Here is a 17685-nt window from a genome sequence, read left to right as displayed (position 1 = left end):
TGATTCCAAAAGGACTGGAAAAGCAGCTTGGTCTACTATCTGGAAAGGATGGTTCCGTTTACAAGAGCGAGTTGAAGGACTTTGGATAGCTACCGAGTTGATGAAGATGTGATCAAGAGACAGCCCAATTACGGGGGCACTCCCCATTTAACAACACAACACCCTAACACGGGTTCTATAATTTTCAAAGTTACGAAACCCATAAGCTCTTCGTTGCATTAATTTCTATAAACCCATTTAGTAATTCATTAGACCTTCTAAGTTCATTTGATTTAAATGAGAACAAAATACAATATTAATGATCGTTTGTGGGTTTGTATGGATCATAGTGTAAAAAAATATTACTTAATGTGATTGTTTTGGTGAAATAATAAAATTATAATCCTACACTGTTATTCAAGGATATTAATAAGGAGATGTTATGAACGTATATCATTCTAATAGAATTGATGCCGATGAAGATAAGGATGAATATATGCCTTGGTAAACAAAGGAGATGTTAGTATCTCCTTTTATAGTTTTACATTAATATGAAATTAGTTTTCAATAATGAAGTTTTCGTGGTCATTGATGACTTCCTAGAGCAACCGTCTTTTGAAAAAATTTGGAATTTTATTCAAACTGAAAAATTCAAATTTGTTCACTCTTCAAAATGGGTAAATGCTTTTAGTCTTGAGGACGGATCTCCTTTATGGGGCAACGTTACAATTTTTCATCCTAGGCCTGAGGCTTGCACAACAGAGCAAGTTTACCCTACAAAATCAACCATTGATTTATTTATACAAGAACTAATCGCAAGTTCTTCTGAGTACTCTCATTTAATTGGTTTCAAGGATAGAGATTGGGATTTTTTCTATGCTAGACCGTATTTATATCCTAGAGGATCAGGGCTTTCTTGGCATACTGATGGGAAGTACAAAATTTCAGGTGCTTATGTGTATTACTGTCATCCAATTTGGGACATAAATTGGGGGCTGAATTACTAATAAATCCTACTCCTCAACTTGACTTCGATTATCCCGAAGAGACGTTAATCAATAACAATAAGAAAAAGGTTGGATACCATTTAAATAATACTGAATTGAATAAGTATGCTGATGATGGAATTGGATATTATATTGTGCCAAAACCCAATAGATTGGTTATTTTTAAAAATAATATTCTTCATTCTATAAAAAAAATAGAAAATGCAGCAGGAAATCATGTAAGAGCATCAATAACATGTTTTTTTATGAGTAATGACAAAATACATGAATCGAAAGAGGCAGAAAAAGAACATTCAATCTAACGATAGTTTAGCTATGCCAAATTATAGATAACTATTAGTTTTAATATGCTTGGACATCATGAAATGAATTTAGTACATGAAATTACACCTACTCAAGCTCAAGAAAAAGTAAATTTTGTTATTTTGATACCTAATTCTGATGAAGTCGCATTATCTAATTTTATACTGAGAAAAGAGGATATTCCCTATAATGAACAACCAAGTTATTATCAATTTAAAAAATGGTCTGCTTGGTGCTCTGCCCATTTCTCTTCCTATTGTTATAATATCAAGTATAAAAATGCACTCTTGAGATGTAAACAATTTTTGTATGACTTTGGGCCTTTATCAGTATTAGATCATGCTGCTCTATACGATCATTGGGTTTGGGAAATGAAACCCCACATATTTAATCAAGAAAATATTTGTTGGATTGGTTATGACTATTCAAAATCGAAAACATTAAGTTTCTTATCCCATGGTACTAATATTGAACTTCGCCTACTCCAAGGGAGTTTAGAGGATGAAGAGCTCTTAGAGCTTTGTAAGTTGTTTTCTCCTCTTTTGTCTTCAAGTGAAATATTAAAAAAGAGTTTTTTTGAACTTTCTTATTGGTCACGTTACACCAAGTGCATAGAAAATGCTTGCATTAATAGGAATGAATATATACCCCCTTCAAGTATATGGAATTTAAGATGGCCATTACATAATATCCTTAAAGGCAGCAAACCGGATCTCAATATAAAGTTTTTAAACCATCTTAACTTAGACTTTAATTTGGATAGTCAATTTATTTTTGGTAATGAAAATCAAATAGAAGAAATTCAATTTGTCCTGTTCCCAAATAATGGAAAGAAAAACCAAATCGTTTGGTTTCGTGTTTTTAATAAAGCCTCCTTTCCAATAAAAAAAACAGCACGTTCTAGATTGCCTAAGATGAACTCATTTAGTGGATATAGTAATTTTAATTTAACAGTTCTAAATTCGAAGGGTGGTTTGATTTCGAGCAATATATACATTGCAAGTTTTAATAATTGTTATGGACCACATGACGCTCTTTGGTGGGATGATGAAAATACTTATCTATTACAGATAAGCTTCAGCGCCAATAATTCTATAGAGTATTTTAAAGAAATTTTCTATCAACTTATTAGGTGACATAATTTTTGCTACGTATAGCAACCTTGGTTCCTTTTTACTAAATGAGCTCAATTTCCTCTGCTTGAGGTCCTTTCTGTCCCTTACCCGCTTTAAACAGTACATTGGCACCTTCAGGAAGAGATTTAAAGCCACTACTTTGAATGGCACTAAAGTGAACAAAGTAATCTTTGCCACTGTTTTCAATAAAACCAAAGCCCTTACTTTCGTTAAACCATTTTACCTTACCACGTAATTTGTCCGTCATATATTTTCCTAAACTCTTGGATTTAATCGATCAGTTTGATGTGATAGGATAAGCTTTGTCAATATGTGATTTTTAAGAAAGTGATAATACCTTTTTTATAAAGTTTGAGTCGATAAAATAATCACTCGCATATTCACCTCTAATTAAGCGATTTGTCAGGATAAGGATGATGACTGTATTTTTAAGGATAGCCCATGACATTAAGTAATATATTGATTGCTAGCGATTTCTCCAAGCATGCCGATTGGGCATGGCAACGTGCTATTGATTTAGCAAAATCAAACCAGGCTAAGATTCATTTTCTCCATGTCGTAACACCGCCGTTAAGTAGTGTTTTACCGCCTTCAGAAACTGAATTGCAGCCTAATTTCTTGTCTAAGAAAAAAGAAATTGAAGCGAAGATTTTAAAGAAATTAAAAGATAATAAGCTATCTAGCGTTTCTGTGGTATTGGGTAGAGCTTCTGAAGAGATTGTCCGATATGCTGGTGAAAACGATTGTGAATTGATTATTGTTGGTGCTCATGGTCGTTACTATATTAATGAGTATGTTTTAGGTACTACTTCTGGCTCAATTATCAGGCAAAGTCGTGTTCCTGTGTTACTTATAAAAAAAGAACCTGATTTTGCTTACAATCGGATAGTGATAGCAACAGACCTTACAGAAGCCAGTAAAGAGACGGTACAATTTACGTTTAACCGTTTTCCCCATGCCAGTTTTCAGCTGTTGCATATCGTTGATGTTTATTATCGACAATTCTTTAACCCAACCGATTTAGATGAAGAATTTGTAGACACCAAGCATCCTAAAACAAAAGATATTTTCGAAAAGCTCGATGACTTCCTTAGTCAATGTCAAGTCGATAAAAGCCAGTTTGAGAGAAAAATTATGGGCGGTTACTACGCTGATTGTATTATTACGCAAACCCAAAAGTGGAATGCTGATTTGTTGGCATTTGGTACACAGAGTAAATCGGGACTACATTACTTACTGATGGGAAGTGTTGCCAAACGAATTCTCCATCTTAGTACTGTGGACATGCTTGCCGTACCTCCAAAAGCATAACGGATTGATTTTAAAACAATAATTCATGATTTTCCATATCGACTTAAGGCATATTCTCCCATGTTTTTGGCGACTTCTCCTTCAGCAAAGAATACTTTGCCTGTAATTTCTTTCTGTAATAAAGCGGCTTCTTCTTCATCATGGGTACGAACAACAATTTCTATTTTTGGATTAAGTTGGCAAGCATATTGAATCATCTTCCTTAGGTGGACGGTATCTGCTATGACAATCAGGAGCATACTGGCATGAGTAATATGGCTTTGAATCAGCACGGAAGGCTCGGATGCATCACCATAAACCGCAGGCAAACCAGCAGCCCGTAGACTTGTGATTAATTCTCTGTTTTCCTCAACCACAACATAAGGAATATTTTTTTCAGAGAGCAAATGGGCAACGCGCTTCCCAACGCGCCCATAGCCCACTAAAACCACTTGCCCTGCAAGATACTCCTCTTTTGTGGACATCGGTAATTCAGCCAAAGAATCGTGAGCCTGTTCAAAAAGATGAAGTAATCGAGGGTAAGACTTTATCCACGCATGAACAGGATTTATTAATTTAAATATAAGTGGGTTAATTGCGATGGAGATCAGTGCTCCAGCCAGAATAAAACTTTGACCTTCTTCTGGAAGCATGCCTAAACGTACTCCAAGCTCTGCAAGGATGAATGAAAACTCACCAATTTGCGCCAGACTTGCTGATACGATTAATGCGGATTGTAATGGGTAGCGAAAAGCAAGAACGAGTACAAACGCTGCAATTGACTTTCCGATGACGATAATACCCACCACCATTAAAATTTGTAAGGGTTGTTCAAACAACACAGCGGGATTAAACAGCATACCAACTGAAACAAAAAATAACACAGCAAAGGCATCTCTAAGTGGTAAAGATTCTTCAGCAGCACGATGGCTAAACGAAGACTCTCGCATAATCATCCCGGCAAAAAAAGCACCTAAGGCAAACGAAACGCCAAATAATTTAGAGGCCACGTAAGCGATGCTAATTGCTGCAGTAATCACACATAAAGTAAACAATTCGCGTGAGCCGGTACGAGCAACAAGCCAGAGTAGTTTAGGGAAGTATCGTCGACCGGCTAAGAGCATGAACGCAATGAAGGCTGATACTTTAACCAGTGTTAAGCTAAAAATAAACCATAGAGGCTGGTTGTGAGTGCCAACGGCTGTGCTGTCCCCCAGCCAGTGTGCCAGCGGGGGAAGCAACACCAGCACAACCACCATAACCAAGTCTTCGACTAGAAGCCAGCCTACAGCAATGTGGCCATTAATCGACTCAAGGGCTCTGCGCTCTTCAAGTGCTCTTAATAATACAACGGTACTGGCTACGGATAGAGAAAGCCCAAAAATTAATGCGCTGCCATAATTCCAATCCCACAGAATGGCAACACAGCCGCCAAGTATTGTTGCTGCAAGGATTTGGGCTATTGCGCCGGGGATCGCAATCTTGCGTACCCGCATCAAATCCGATAATGAAAAATGTAATCCTACCCCAAACATCAGCAGCATGACCCCAATTTCGGCAAGCTCGTGGGCAATGCTGATGTCAGCCATCAATCCAGGAGTATATGGTCCAATAGCAACACCCGCCAATAAATAACCAACCAATGGAGGAATCTTAAGTCGTGCGGCAAGCAAGCCTAAGATTAATGCTAAAGCAAATCCCATCGCGATGGTGGTAATTAGGGGAAGCGAATGATGCAATTTAAATAGTCCTTTTCTAAATTTTTTACTATGCTCACTATCTACTCAAGAAAATAGTCTAAAATATAATTATTAAAAAGAGTTTACTCTAAAAATCAATTAAATAAAGTAATGTGGGGCTAAATTTGGCTTATGAATTCATGGAGGAAAAGGATGAAGCAATTTCATAATATTCTGTTTGTAAGTAACGGAATTGGTGAAGAAACGGAGGCTTTAGGACATGCGATAAGATTGGCAATGGATAATAACGCAAGTCTTGATATTCTGATAACATGTCCTCCCTTTCCACATAGTCTTGATGACTATAAAAGCTCGTATGAGACTTTTCTTATAGAAAAAATGAACCACACCATTCAATCCGCGAAAACGACCTTATCTCATAATAAGAAAGAACCATCAATAAAGATAGAAGTTGAATGTGAAAATACACCTTATATTCATATTATTCAGCGTGTACTTCGCCACTCCTACGATCTTGTAGTGAAGGCGACAGAAAAAAATGAGAATAAAAAAGGGTTTAGGGCATTAGATATGGCTTTGTTACGCCAATGCCCTTGCGCTTTGTTTCTTCACCGTCCGATAACTCCTGATGAAACCATTCATATCGCTGTTGCTATCGATCCCAAAGATGAAGAAGTTTCAGGCCATGATCTTGCCATTAACCTTTTAAGGTTGTCTTATGCTCTTTCAATACATTATAAAGCTAAATTAAGTGTTATTACTTGCTGGGATTTTGTTCTGGAAGATTATCTGCGCCGTAGCGTTCTTATTGATATTCCTCCACCAGAGCTGGATGAAATGGTTATGAAAGAGAGTCGCTCGCATTATAGTGCATTATGCGCACTGATTCATGAATCGAGCATAAAACCTCAACCAACCATCTATCACCTGAAAGGCCGCCCTGCAGAACTTATTCCTTCGTGCATTAATGAGAATAAAATTGACATTTTAGTAATGGGGACTGTCGCGCGAACAGGAATATCTGGCTTTTTTATTGGTAATACAGCCGAAAATATTCTGCAAAAAATCAATTGTTCACTCTGGGCACTTAAACCACAGGGATTTGTATCGCCTGTTAGAGCTTATTGAAATCAAAAAATAGCAATCTTCTCTTTCATAATTTGGGATAATATGAAGAAAAATAATAAGCTTCATTCATGGCATGATCGTATGGATACTGATATTTGTAATGAGCTTATTACCTCAACAGAAGAGGGTTTAACGCTAGTCGAGGCAAAAAATCGTCTTTTGAAATTTGGATATAATACTCTTCCTTCGCTACCTCCCCGTTCGGCCTTTGCAAGACTTCTTTCTCAATTAAATAATGCGTTAATTCTTGTGTTATTAGCTGCTGCGGTAGCTACTTTATTTTTAGATCAGATTACTGATTCAGTAATCATCTTTGGCGTTATATTAATCAACACCGTCATTGGATTTATACAAGAAGGAAAGGCTGAAAAGGCGATTGCTGCCGTACATAGCATGCTTTCATTACACGCTACAGTTTTAAGAGAAAATAAGCGAATGATTATTCCTGCAAGCGAACTGGTTGTTGGTGATTTAGTACTCTTACAGTCTGGCGATAAAATTCCTGCCGATCTTAGATTACTACGTAGCAAAAACTTGAAAGTCAATGAAGCCATACTTACAGGAGAATCCAATACCGCTGAAAAGAAAACAGATGTGTTAGCTGCTGATACTCCATTAGCAGAACAAACGAATATAGCCTTTTCAGGAACGCTAGTTACTTCGGGGAAAGGGGAGGGGATTGTTGTTGCTATAGGAAGTCAAACGGAAATTGGTAAAATCAGCCAGCTACTTACCCAGGTACAACCCTTAATGACGCCGCTTATCAAGAAAATGTCTCGCTTTTCTCAATGGTTAAGTGGATTTATTTTAGTGTTTGCGGGAGCTTTGTTTCTTATTGGTTATTTTCTTCATCAGTTTTCAGCGCAGGATATGTTTATGGTCGCAGTAGGTATTGTTGTAGCGGCAATCCCTGAAGGATTACCGGTCATATTGACCGTGGCGTTAGCTATTGGGGTTCAGCGCATGGCCAGCCGATATGCTATTATCCGGAAACTTCCTGCTGTGGAAACTTTAGGTTCGGTATCCATTATTTGTACTGATAAAACGGGCACGTTGACCCGCAACGAGATGTCTGTACAGAAAATATGCTTGGCAATGGGCAATCTGGACGTCAGTGGTGTAGGCTACAATTCGGATGGTTGTTTTTATTTTGAAGACAAGGAAGTACTGCCTCAAACGAATCATGATTTATTGACTTTGGGAACAGCGTGTGTGCTATGCAATGATGCAGAGTTGGATTTTCAGGATAATGAGTCAAAATTACAGGGCGATCCCATGGAAGGGGCTTTACTCTCACTCGCTGCCAAAGCAGGGCTCTATCGGCATCAGCTGGAAGAACAATTCACATTGAAGGATGTGATTCCTTTTGATGCGGAACATCGCTTTATGGCTACCTTGCATCACCAAGAGCAATCAGCATTTATTTATTTAAAGGGAGCTCCTGAAGTTATTTTTAATTTTTGTTCCCTTCAACTTCATAACCAGGAGTACCACGCTTTTGACTTGAATTACTGGCAACAAAAAATCTCTGATTTAGCACAACAAGGATTGCGTACCTTGGCAATTGCTTACAAACCTGCTTCAATCAATCACGAAAAGATAGAGTTTTCAGATGTAGTGTCTGATTTGATACTGATTGGCATTGTCGGCATTATTGACCCTCCACGAGAAGAAGCTGTTCAAGCGGTAAAGGAGTGTCGAGCAGCTAATATTCGAGTCAAAATGATAACAGGCGATCATGCTATCACCGCGTTAGCTATTGCCAGGCAATTGGGAATAGGTGATGGTCAACACGTGTTAACTGGGAAGGAATTACACGAACTTAATGAGGGGTGTTTCGAGCAATCGATTGAATCAGTTGATGTTTTTGCACGCACCAGTCCTGAAGATAAATTACGATTAGTCAAGGCGCTGCAAGCCAAAGGTTATATCGTTGCAATGACTGGTGATGGAGTCAATGATGCTCCGGCCTTAAAGCGAGCGGACATTGGGGTGGCTATGGGGCATAAAGGAACAGAGGTCGCCAAGGAAGCAGCAGAAATGGTTATTACGGATGATAATTTTGCGTCTATTGTCGCGGCAGTAAAAGAAGGACGAACTGTTTATGACAATTTAAAAAAAGCCATTTTATTTTTGCTGCCAAGTAATGGTGGTGAGACACTAAGTCTGGCCATTGCTATTATCATGGGTTCTACCTTGCCGATTACCCCAGTACAAATTCTATGGGTCAATATGACTTGTTCTGTGGCATTAGGGCTTGCATTAGCGTTTGAACCATCAGAACCTCATATTATGAAACGTTCGCCTATTCCAATCCATGAATCTTTATTATCCAAATACCTTGTTTGGCGAATTATTTTTGTTTCCATACTGTTTGCAGTCAGTGTTTTCATTGTCTTTTATTGGGCATTATGGATTGGGGAAAGCCTTGAAATGGCACGAACAATGGCCGTGAATACATTGGTACTCCTGGAAATTTTTTACCTGTTCAGCTCCAGGTATATACATGGTCCATCTTTAACCTGGAAAGGGGTTCATGGAACAAAGCCGATATTAATCGCAATAGGATTAGTTGCTTTCTTGCAGTTAAGTTTTACTTATATACCATTTATGCAAGAAATTTTTAAAACAGAAGCCCTTAATCTTTGGCATAATGTTGGGATAGGAGTAATAGGCATCTTTGGCTTCATTGTCATAGAGTTCGAGAAATTAACGACTTTGTTTAAGAAGTAAAAATATTAATGAGCTTACAGATGGCAGAATGCTTTTTTGAAATTGTTGTATTATGTTCCTTTAAAATAAGTTACTTGGGGAGCAATGATTCATACATTGTTTGAACTATTGCTTTGGTCTTTTTACATATATTGACCACCATTCACATCCAGATTAGATCCCGTAATAAAACTTGATGCCGGAGAAGCTAAAAAGGCAACGGCTTCCGCAACATCTTGAGGGAGACCCAAGCGCCCAACCGGTATTGCTGAAATGATAGTATTTAATACTTCTTCTCGCATGGCACTCAGCATGGGGGGCAATATAGCTAGGTGAAATAGTGTTCACTGTAATGCCTTTACTAGCTATTTCAAGCGCCAGACTTTTGGTAAAACCAAATAAAGCCGCTTTAGTTGCTGCGTAGTTGCATTGTCCAAACTGACCTTTACGTCCGTTAATTGAGGAAATGGAGATAATCCGTCCGTATCCTTTTTCAAGCATTGCGGGTAAGGTGTTTCGTGTCATGTTAAATACACTTGTTAAATTAGCATTCAATACAGACTGCCATTGCTCAGGCGACATCTTTTTTAAACTGGAATCCTGCGTCACACCTGCATTGTTAACCAATACGTCAATACGACCATAACGCTCCATGACTAATGAGACCAGCTTTTCACAATCATGAAACTGCGCAATATCCGCATACAGTATATCTATTTCAAATCCTGATTTTTGCTGCTCTTTTTGCCACTGAACGGTTTCTTCATGATTGCCGCTCTTGAAATAGCAAGCAATCACGGAGTAGTCTGTTGCTAGTCGTTGCCAAGCTACCAGTACCGAATTCTGACCAAAGCTTACCTCCAGTAACAATGGCTATTTTTTTCTCCATCACTATCCTCCTTAATTAAGTCAGTTTGTCCGTATAAAAAGTACTTTATGGCTTTGAAATAGAAAGATTGAGAAATAAATGGCATTAATTCAATTATCAGATTGTGGTTCATCTCCATTCGAGCGTCTTTTAGGCCATGCACCTAAAATACTTGAGGATTGGAGTCGGCTTGAATCTGGTTTTTTTCAAAGCTCAACGTTTAACCCCGATTTTCTTGAGCAAGTAAGAAGAGCATTAGCATTCAATAACCAATGCCAATACTGTATGGCAAAGGCGGGGCCACCTGATCAAAACTCAGGCGATAATCGACTGATAGAAGCGCTTCGATTTGCAAACAAATTTTCAATATCCAATTTAGTAGATGAGAAAGAAATAGTTCGTTTAAAAAGTTACTTTTCAGAAGCTGAGCTGGTAGAGTTGATCGCATTTTGTAGTTTTATTTCTGCTTCTCAAAGAGTTGGTGCAGTGCTAGGCCTTAAAGAGGCCTCTGTTTACATAAAATAATTACTTAATGATTAGTTATAACATCTTCTTATCCTATCTATGGAAACCTTTTTTTAAATTTTTCTGTAAAAACTGTTTTTATCTTTTTTTATTATATCAGATAGGTAAGGAATCAGGCTAAACGGTGGTGGAATGAGCAGCCTTCAAGCCTTGCTCCAGAGCAATCTCCTCAACATCACGTTACTCAGGGCACAACCAAGATACCACCAGACCAATATCAATATGATATTCTGATTAAAAACCCACCATAAGAAACTCATCATCTGACATGTTCCAGAAACATCCACCAGCTACCAGAACACGGAATTTTCTGCGACAAGGTCAACATATTTGTTACAATTGTCATGCCACTGACAAGGACATATTTTTATTATCCTAATACACTCAGGCTCTATTTTTAACGAAGTATTAAGACAAGAGGCAATGATGCAAAAAAATGCAATTGTTCAATAGAAACAAGTATTTTTATTTTACTTCTTAGCTACATTGATTCCTTGGGGTGTTTGGCTTATGGCCTCTTATATAAGCGTGCATCCTACAATCATTGCTCATTCTGGGATTTTGATTACGCTATTGCTTATCATTGGGATTATTATACCAGCTATTATTGCTTTTTCGCTGATTTCAGCTAATTCTTCACTTTCATCAGATTTAAGAAGTCGATTTTTAACTTTGAAAGGGATCCGCCCAGTTTATTTATTTCTTACAGCTTTCTTGATGCTGGGGAGTATCCTTTTAGCGCAAGTAATTTCACTATTTTTTGGTTATAACGCTGATCAATTTCATTTAGCAAATCAAAGCTCTTTTCATGGTGGAGTCTTACCCGGGTGGTTTTGGATTTTTTTTGCATCTTTAGCTGAAGAACTTGCTTGGCATACTTATGGTACAGATTGTTTGAGAAATCGTATGAATCTTCTTTGGACTTGCATACTTTTTGCTGCATACTGGGCTATCTGGCATTATCCTCTTTTTTTGATCCAGGGCTATTACCAAAATAATGTAGCACATCTGGGACTGATGTTTAGCCTCAACTTCATGTTCAGTATCTTCCCCTTTGTGGTCCTGATGAACTGCCTCTATTATAAGACTAATCGTAACGTGCTGATTGCAATTGTTTTTCATATTACAGCGGGTTATTTTAATGAGCTATTTAATACAGACCCTCACAGTAAAATTATTCAAACTATACTGCTTGCAATTTTAGCGCTGGGAATAATATTTTATGACAGAAATTTCTTTCTCAAGAAGCCCTACAGTACACCATAGCATTTTCAACATGAAAACAGGCTTTGCACAGAATATTCGATGATCCGGTAGAAGTGGATGTTGCTATGATAAAAAATTCATTGTTGAGTTTAGTATGCTAGACTTGGAAGGAGGTTGTGCCAAGGAGCAATACGGTGAAGTTGTGTGTGGTACATGAGTATGTATGAAAGACAGATAGGGTAAGTTTTTTTGGAAATGACGGGTAGTTGTGAACTTCATGCTTATGGATATGTTCAGTATGGTAAATAGCAAGTGTCGCAACTGCATTGAGCTCCTAATTCGAGACAGTTACTGCTTAAACAATAATGCATTGAGTTTAAAGAGATAAGGAGGTGTTTCATGGATGGAACTATTCTTGTTAGCTGCCAGAGAGTGGAAACAAGGCAGATACATACAAATATATATCAATATGCTGGAATCTTTCTAATACAATTAGTACTTGCCTTGATTTTGTTCATGCTAATTCCATTTGCATCGGCTCAATCTTGCCGTTGGGATGGCACTGCTCCTTTTTGCAATGGTTCTTGTGGAGGAAATGAAGTCGAAGTAACAAGGCTAGATGGAATTCCAGATTTCTGGGTTCCTCCGTTTGTTAATATGAATCCTCCATTCGGGAAGAATTGTGCTACAGGAACGAAGGCACTTTGTTGTTCGTCACCTGGACGGGCCTGCCGTTGGGATGGTACCGCACCTTTTTGTTCCGGTTCATGTCGAAGCAATGAAACAAAGTCAACGCCACCACCAGGCACTTCAAGTGGAGCTGCATGTGTGACTGGATCCAAAGTTTACTGTTGCACTAAATTAGGTACCTCCGGACAAATGCTTGTTGCAAAAGATTGTTCTTACGGTCCCGGTACTTGTGCCCCGGGTTATGTTTGGCGAGAGGCTAACTCAACCGATCATGTTTGTGTCACCCCCAAAGTACGCTTAGCTACAAAAAATGACAATAACCAGGCAGCGAAGCGCCGCAACCCGAATGGAGGAGCGTATGGACCAGATACTTGTCTGCAAGGGTTTGTCTGGAGAGAAGCTTTTCCTGGTGATCATGTCTGTGTAACACCAAAAGCCAGGTCTCAAGCAGCACAGGACAATCACTGGGCCAATATACGTAATGCATGTCCTTGAACATTCGCAAGCCTGGGCTGGGTTGAAAGCCCAGCGCTGCAGTTGTGTATGACTCTGAGTTGGGTTTGACATTTCACCAATGTGAAGCCCAATACCTTTTCAATACTTAAATTTAGTTTACTCAAGCCCAAATAAATAATAAATTAATAGTATGAATTTCTGCCCCTCCTGGGTCTTTTTTTAAAGCTCTAGGTAATATAGGGAATGAAATAGGATTAAAAGATCAATTCATTGATTTTCTTGAAAAACAAAAAAAATTTCTGAGAACCTTAAAATTGAGATTGAAAATAAATCATGGTGGAGTAAGTTAGTAGTTTCCAAACTACTGTCAAAGAAGAGGCTGCTCAACTCATATTTTAAAAATATAATATCTATGTTGATAACTCACATGGCCGCATTTTAAAAAAAATCCTTGGCAAAACAATCAGTTATCTTTAACCTAAAGGAAAAGTAAAAGTTATAATTTCCCATCCTAATTATTAAAAAGGTATAACAACTTTTGTTTTCTGATTAATAAACTCACCTTTTATTCACGCGTGTTGACAATTCATCCCCACCACCTATCAGGTTTTATTTGAATGGCATCAATTTTTAATGGGTAATGGCCAGCATTTGGAATTAGGAAAATCTATTTTTCACTAAAGAAATTAATTGTTTTATAATGATTCTATTGGCTTGAAACCCATAGACGATGGGATTTTCGTGATTGATTCTATAAGTCTAAAATCAATCACGAGGTAGAGATCCTATGATTTTTATGGTTGGTATCAATTAACGCTATTGAGACGAGCCGTCTGTTTTGCCTGAGTAGCATCAGCTGGTAAATTGAGACCATTGGGGTTAACAGCCCAAGTAATACCTCCATCAGTTGAAGTATAGCTTAATGGGAAATAGCCCGCCGTAGCACCCATTTTTGTGTAATAGCCAACGGCATTACAAAGACCTTTTGCTCCATCACAAGTAACACTAAACAGCCCCGCATTACTCAGAGCGCCTGTCGCGGCATCAGCAGGAAGAGGTAGTTTCGAAGAGCTTACAGTCCACGAGTAACCGCCATCAACGGAAGTATAACTTAATGGAGCAACGGTGCCTGCACTGTCTGTGTAATATCCAACTGCACTACAATTTAAACCTGTTTGACCACAAAAAACACCATTGAGATACGTTTTTTGTCGGCGTGCTGGAGTAATTACATCGTCAGGTAGAGGTAGCATCAAACTCAGTTGCCATGTAACACCGCTGTCATTTGAAATATAGCTTAATGGAGTAATCCCTGTACTGGCATTATAATAATACCCAACCGCAGTACAGTGTCCCCCGCTATTACAAGAAATAGCCTGTAGCACACTTTTTTGCTGATTTTGGCTAGGTGCATCTGTTGGCTCAGGAAGAGGGAGTTGGCTAAGAGTCCATGAGCGTCCTCGATTTGTTGATGTATAGCTTAATGGTACCGTTGATGTATTGATATTTTTGTAAGAGCCTATTGCAGTACATAACTCACCTTTAGGATCACAAGAAATACCATAGAGTAAATTGTTCTGCTTCCGAGAGGGTGTGATTACATCAGATGGTAACGGTAGTGGTTCACTAAGCTCCCATTGTTTACCGCCATTTTTCGATATATAGCTTAATGCGGAAGTACCACCAGTGTTGTCATTATAATATCCAACTGCCGCATAAGACGGTTCTTCTGATGATGTACTTGTCACTCCGAGGAGAATGGAGCTTTGCGTGTCAGCTGGCATACTCACATCGGTTGGTAAAGGCAATGTTGTACTTAACGTCCAATGAGCGCCGTTATCAGTCGAAAAATAACTTAACGGTGCAAACGTATTTGGACCCCCAGCATTATTAGTATAAGCTCCTACAGCAGCACAATAATGAACTGCTTTATTGCAGTAAATACTATTAAGAAAGCTACTTTGTTGGGCAAGGGATTGAATGACATCAGCGGGGAGTGGTAGAGGTGAGCTTAGTTTCCAGTCGATACCACCACCATAATAGGCTAAAGGGGCAAGGCCGCCACTGCTATTTAAGTACGACCCAACGGTTACAGTTGTTTGTAATGCTACATTCAAAGGGACAGAAGCTGTTGTGCAGCTAGAGCCATTACAAAGAGCAAATCCGGATTTAGCTTCTCCGCTGATATCAAGCTGTAAGGTACAACTTGCATTTCCATTCAGCTTAATTGGGTTTGAACAATAATTTGGATTGGTTGAATTCTGAACAGCTGTTGCTGGTTGTCCCTGTATTTTGTATCCTTTCCGAATTGATCTGGTTTGATTAGTGACGGTGTAATATGCAGATACAATACCTCCTGGATATACTGATACCGGAAATATTTCTTGCTGATCAGGAGTAATCGTGAAATTTGCGCTAGCAAAAGATTGATTCGTTGTTAATAAAATCAAAGCGTTGCTAAATAGTAATACTGGAAGATTGATTTTTTTATACATTATAAATTCATCCTGTTTCGATAAAAGACTCTTAATCCTTGAAAATAAGCTAATTCGTCTATCAAGGGCTATGATTATTGCTTTATCAATTAAGCAAGCAAATGTCACTGCACTTCAATTCTTAATGAGTTTTTATAACTAAGTCAACTTTTAAAGTAAATACTGGAGAGTGCCATTCATTTATCATTACAATTAAGGCGTGTTGTCAACACGCCTTATTTTTATTGAATATGAATTGCTCTTAAAATTATTGAAAATAGTCAATGATATTGTTCTAATGCTTGAAATATCACAATCTTTATAAAAAAATCTCAAGAGATTATGTATGATATTTTATCTCTTTGGGTGATGATAGAAATTAACTCAATAAATCATTATTTTTTTAATATAAGGACAAAAATTATGTCAATAAGGAATGCTCTTTTTAGCTTGGTCAGTTGCCTTTCTCTTTCCTCCCTTGCTTGTGCTGGATCTATGGGGCCAATATCCTCTGAAGTCCAAGGTTTTCATCCCGTTATTTCTGTCTTTGGTGGCCCTGCTTGGTTTGATGTGAGTACAAAGACGCGCACTTATTTGGGTACTGATGATGATAAATTTATTTATCACAACAAAAGCGATAATCAGGCTAAAGGCTTTGTGGGTGTGTTTCTGGGTGGCGAATTCCAGCTTCCATATAAGAAACTCTTTCTACAAGGGGGCGTGGAATACGATTACTTCGGTAGTTCTCGTGTTAAAGGCTCTAATTCTGTAGGTATCGAACCACAGACCTATACATACTATAACTATTCCTGGAATGTGCAAACACAACAAGTGCTTGCCGTAGCTAAGCTCTTGACTACTACAGAACTTACCCTCGGAACTGTGCGTCAATTTTTTCCATATTTTTCTGTTGGATTAGGTGCGGCGTTTAATAACGCCAATGGTTTTAGAACGAGCATAGAAGAACTTGGTGTGAATGTAACACCTATCTTTAGAAGTCACTCCCAATCAGTATTTTCCTATACCCTTGGTGTTGGAGTTGACACACCAATAAATCAACAGATGCGCCTTGGTTTAGGCTATCGCTTTTCCGATTTTGGAGCTGCCTCTCTTGCTAATGGAGAAGTTGTGATTAACCAATACAGAGCACCGGTAGATTTTGCATTAAGCACACCACACATTTATGCTAATCAACTCATTGTACAGCTGACTTATCTGGCTTAATCATAGCTCATGACCGGTTGCAAATGCCTAAATTATGTTCCATAGAGAGTGCTAGTGGCCGCGATAATATGACAATCCCGTATTAGGCGAAGCCGTAATACGGGATTATTGGGAACATTAATCTTGGCAACCGGGTAAAGCCTGTTTGATTTTAGTCAACATTTTAGGTGTAACATTCTCTTGATTCCCAATTTTACTAATTCAGGTCTGAGTGACAGTCATCAAAGTGGCCGTTTCTTCTAAAGAAGGTGAGGTTTAATATCTAATAGAATATTTAAAGAGATCGTTAGCAATGTGCAGATGAACTAACCTATGATAAATATGGCTTTAGGGATGTCTATTTTTTTCCAGGAAGAATTATTTAAGCGCAAAGTTTAAACAATTATCAGGTTAAAATAAAAATAGTGCGAGTCAAGACTGTTTTTTTATTATTTATTTGTATACCATACCCATGTTTAAATTCTTTTCCTTTTCCCTTTTCTGTGGATATCTTTTACATCAAATTATATACGATTAATCAAATAACCTATTTAAAACCTTACTGTGCCTGATTTAAAGCATTTTTAACTTCCTGTATTTCATTTAAGTTATTCACATTTTCTGTGGATAAGTCTGTTTATAGTCTGTTAACCTCTTTGTGGAGTTTAGAAGAGAATCAGGTGGTTCATCATTTACCAAAGTGTTTGTCATCAATCTACAAGCATAATAATGCGGTCCTTTTTTATAGGGTTTTGCTATCGTTAGCGCCTCAATTTCGACTACCTTCATTGTGATATAATACAAATCTATAAAATTTAATAAAAAGTTATTGACATACCCGAGAAAACAAGTAGAATTCGCACCTCGCCTCCAATGGGCACGTTCATTAAGAATAGAGAAGACAAACTGTGTGGGCACTTTGAAAGACTTTGAGTGCTGATGAAGTATATAAAGAAGTAAGAAGCTGGTTTAAGACTAGCACAGGAATTGAACTGAAGAGTTTGATCC

11 protein-coding genes and 3 pseudogenes are annotated in these 17685 nt (G+C 38.0%); 9 read left to right on the top strand and 5 right to left on the bottom strand.

The genetic code is table 11. The annotated features are described in order from the left end of the window. Window positions 1-147: 147 nt before the first annotated feature. Window positions 148-225: pseudogene (locus EKG34_RS18360) on the bottom strand (transposase); the annotation flags it as partial. A 305-nt stretch (window positions 226-530) separates the two neighbouring features. Here EKG34_RS18360 and EKG34_RS18925 point away from each other — a divergent pair. Then, window positions 531-1288: pseudogene (locus EKG34_RS18925) on the top strand (2OG-Fe(II) oxygenase). Window positions 1289-1351: 63 nt separating this feature from the next. Further along, the gene (locus EKG34_RS17875; RefSeq protein WP_003632396.1) at window positions 1352-2425 is read left to right on the top strand and encodes a hypothetical protein; all 1074 of its coding nucleotides are present in this window, start codon (window positions 1352-1354) and stop codon (window positions 2423-2425) included. A gap of 40 nt (window positions 2426-2465) precedes the next feature. Here EKG34_RS17875 and EKG34_RS17870 read toward each other — a convergent pair whose 3' ends face one another. Further along, window positions 2466-2672 carry a cold-shock protein gene (locus EKG34_RS17870; protein ID WP_003632395.1) on the bottom strand — a complete coding sequence of 69 codons (207 nt, stop codon included), beginning with the start codon at window positions 2670-2672 and terminating at the stop codon, window positions 2466-2468. A 194-nt stretch (window positions 2673-2866) separates the two neighbouring features. Here EKG34_RS17870 and EKG34_RS17865 point away from each other — a divergent pair, with 194 nt between their 5' ends. Next, on the top strand, window positions 2867-3736 hold the full coding sequence (locus EKG34_RS17865) for a universal stress protein (protein WP_003632393.1): 870 nt from the start codon (window positions 2867-2869) through the stop codon (window positions 3734-3736). A gap of 23 nt (window positions 3737-3759) precedes the next feature. On the opposite strand, the gene EKG34_RS17860 is transcribed toward EKG34_RS17865, so the two are convergent. Then, entirely contained in the window at window positions 3760-5454 is a 1695-nt protein-coding gene (locus EKG34_RS17860) for a cation:proton antiporter domain-containing protein (RefSeq protein ID WP_003632392.1), read from the bottom strand. A gap of 153 nt (window positions 5455-5607) precedes the next feature. Between EKG34_RS17860 and EKG34_RS17855 the strand changes: the two genes are divergently transcribed. Together EKG34_RS17855 and EKG34_RS17850 are read left to right on the top strand one after the other, a co-directional pair. After that, window positions 5608-6543, top strand: a complete 936-nt coding sequence (locus tag EKG34_RS17855; protein WP_003632391.1) for a universal stress protein — start codon at window positions 5608-5610, stop codon at window positions 6541-6543. A 42-nt stretch (window positions 6544-6585) separates the two neighbouring features. Continuing rightward, the gene (locus EKG34_RS17850; RefSeq protein ID WP_003632390.1) at window positions 6586-9276 is read left to right on the top strand and encodes an HAD-IC family P-type ATPase; all 2691 of its coding nucleotides are present in this window, start codon (window positions 6586-6588) and stop codon (window positions 9274-9276) included. A 122-nt stretch (window positions 9277-9398) separates the two neighbouring features. On the opposite strand, the pseudogene phbB reads toward EKG34_RS17850, so the two are convergent. Beyond that, window positions 9399-10144 (bottom strand): annotated as a pseudogene (gene phbB, locus EKG34_RS17845) (acetoacetyl-CoA reductase). Between the two features lie 78 nt (window positions 10145-10222). Between phbB and EKG34_RS17840 the strand changes: the two are divergent. The 3 genes from EKG34_RS17840 to EKG34_RS17830 all read left to right on the top strand — a co-directional run bounded on the left by EKG34_RS17840 (window position 10223) and on the right by EKG34_RS17830 (window position 13039). Next, entirely contained in the window at window positions 10223-10648 is a 426-nt protein-coding gene (locus EKG34_RS17840) for a carboxymuconolactone decarboxylase family protein (protein ID WP_003632389.1), read from the top strand. Between the two features lie 510 nt (window positions 10649-11158). Beyond that, a complete protein-coding gene (locus tag EKG34_RS17835; protein ID WP_003632388.1) occupies window positions 11159-11914 on the top strand; it encodes a CPBP family glutamic-type intramembrane protease in 756 nt (251 codons plus the stop codon). A 339-nt stretch (window positions 11915-12253) separates the two neighbouring features. Then, window positions 12254-13039 (top strand): hypothetical protein, encoded by a 786-nt coding sequence (locus EKG34_RS17830; RefSeq protein ID WP_003632386.1) that lies wholly within the window; start codon window positions 12254-12256, stop codon window positions 13037-13039. Between the two features lie 767 nt (window positions 13040-13806). On the opposite strand, the gene EKG34_RS17825 is transcribed toward EKG34_RS17830, so the two are convergent. Next, window positions 13807-15495 (bottom strand): sialidase/neuraminidase family protein, encoded by a 1689-nt coding sequence (locus tag EKG34_RS17825; RefSeq protein ID WP_003632385.1) that lies wholly within the window; start codon window positions 15493-15495, stop codon window positions 13807-13809. Between the two features lie 402 nt (window positions 15496-15897). Here EKG34_RS17825 and EKG34_RS17820 point away from each other — a divergent pair, with 402 nt between their 5' ends. Continuing rightward, window positions 15898-16698 carry an outer membrane protein gene (locus EKG34_RS17820; protein WP_223800106.1) on the top strand — a complete coding sequence of 267 codons (801 nt, stop codon included), beginning with the start codon at window positions 15898-15900 and terminating at the stop codon, window positions 16696-16698. Window positions 16699-17685: the final 987 nt, after the last annotated feature.

It is taken from the genome of Legionella longbeachae, assembly GCF_004283175.1.
Lineage (GTDB): Bacteria > Pseudomonadota > Gammaproteobacteria > Legionellales > Legionellaceae > Legionella > Legionella longbeachae.
The sequence above is the reverse complement of the archived record's forward strand: the minus strand, read 5'-3'. Positions and strand labels throughout refer to the sequence as shown.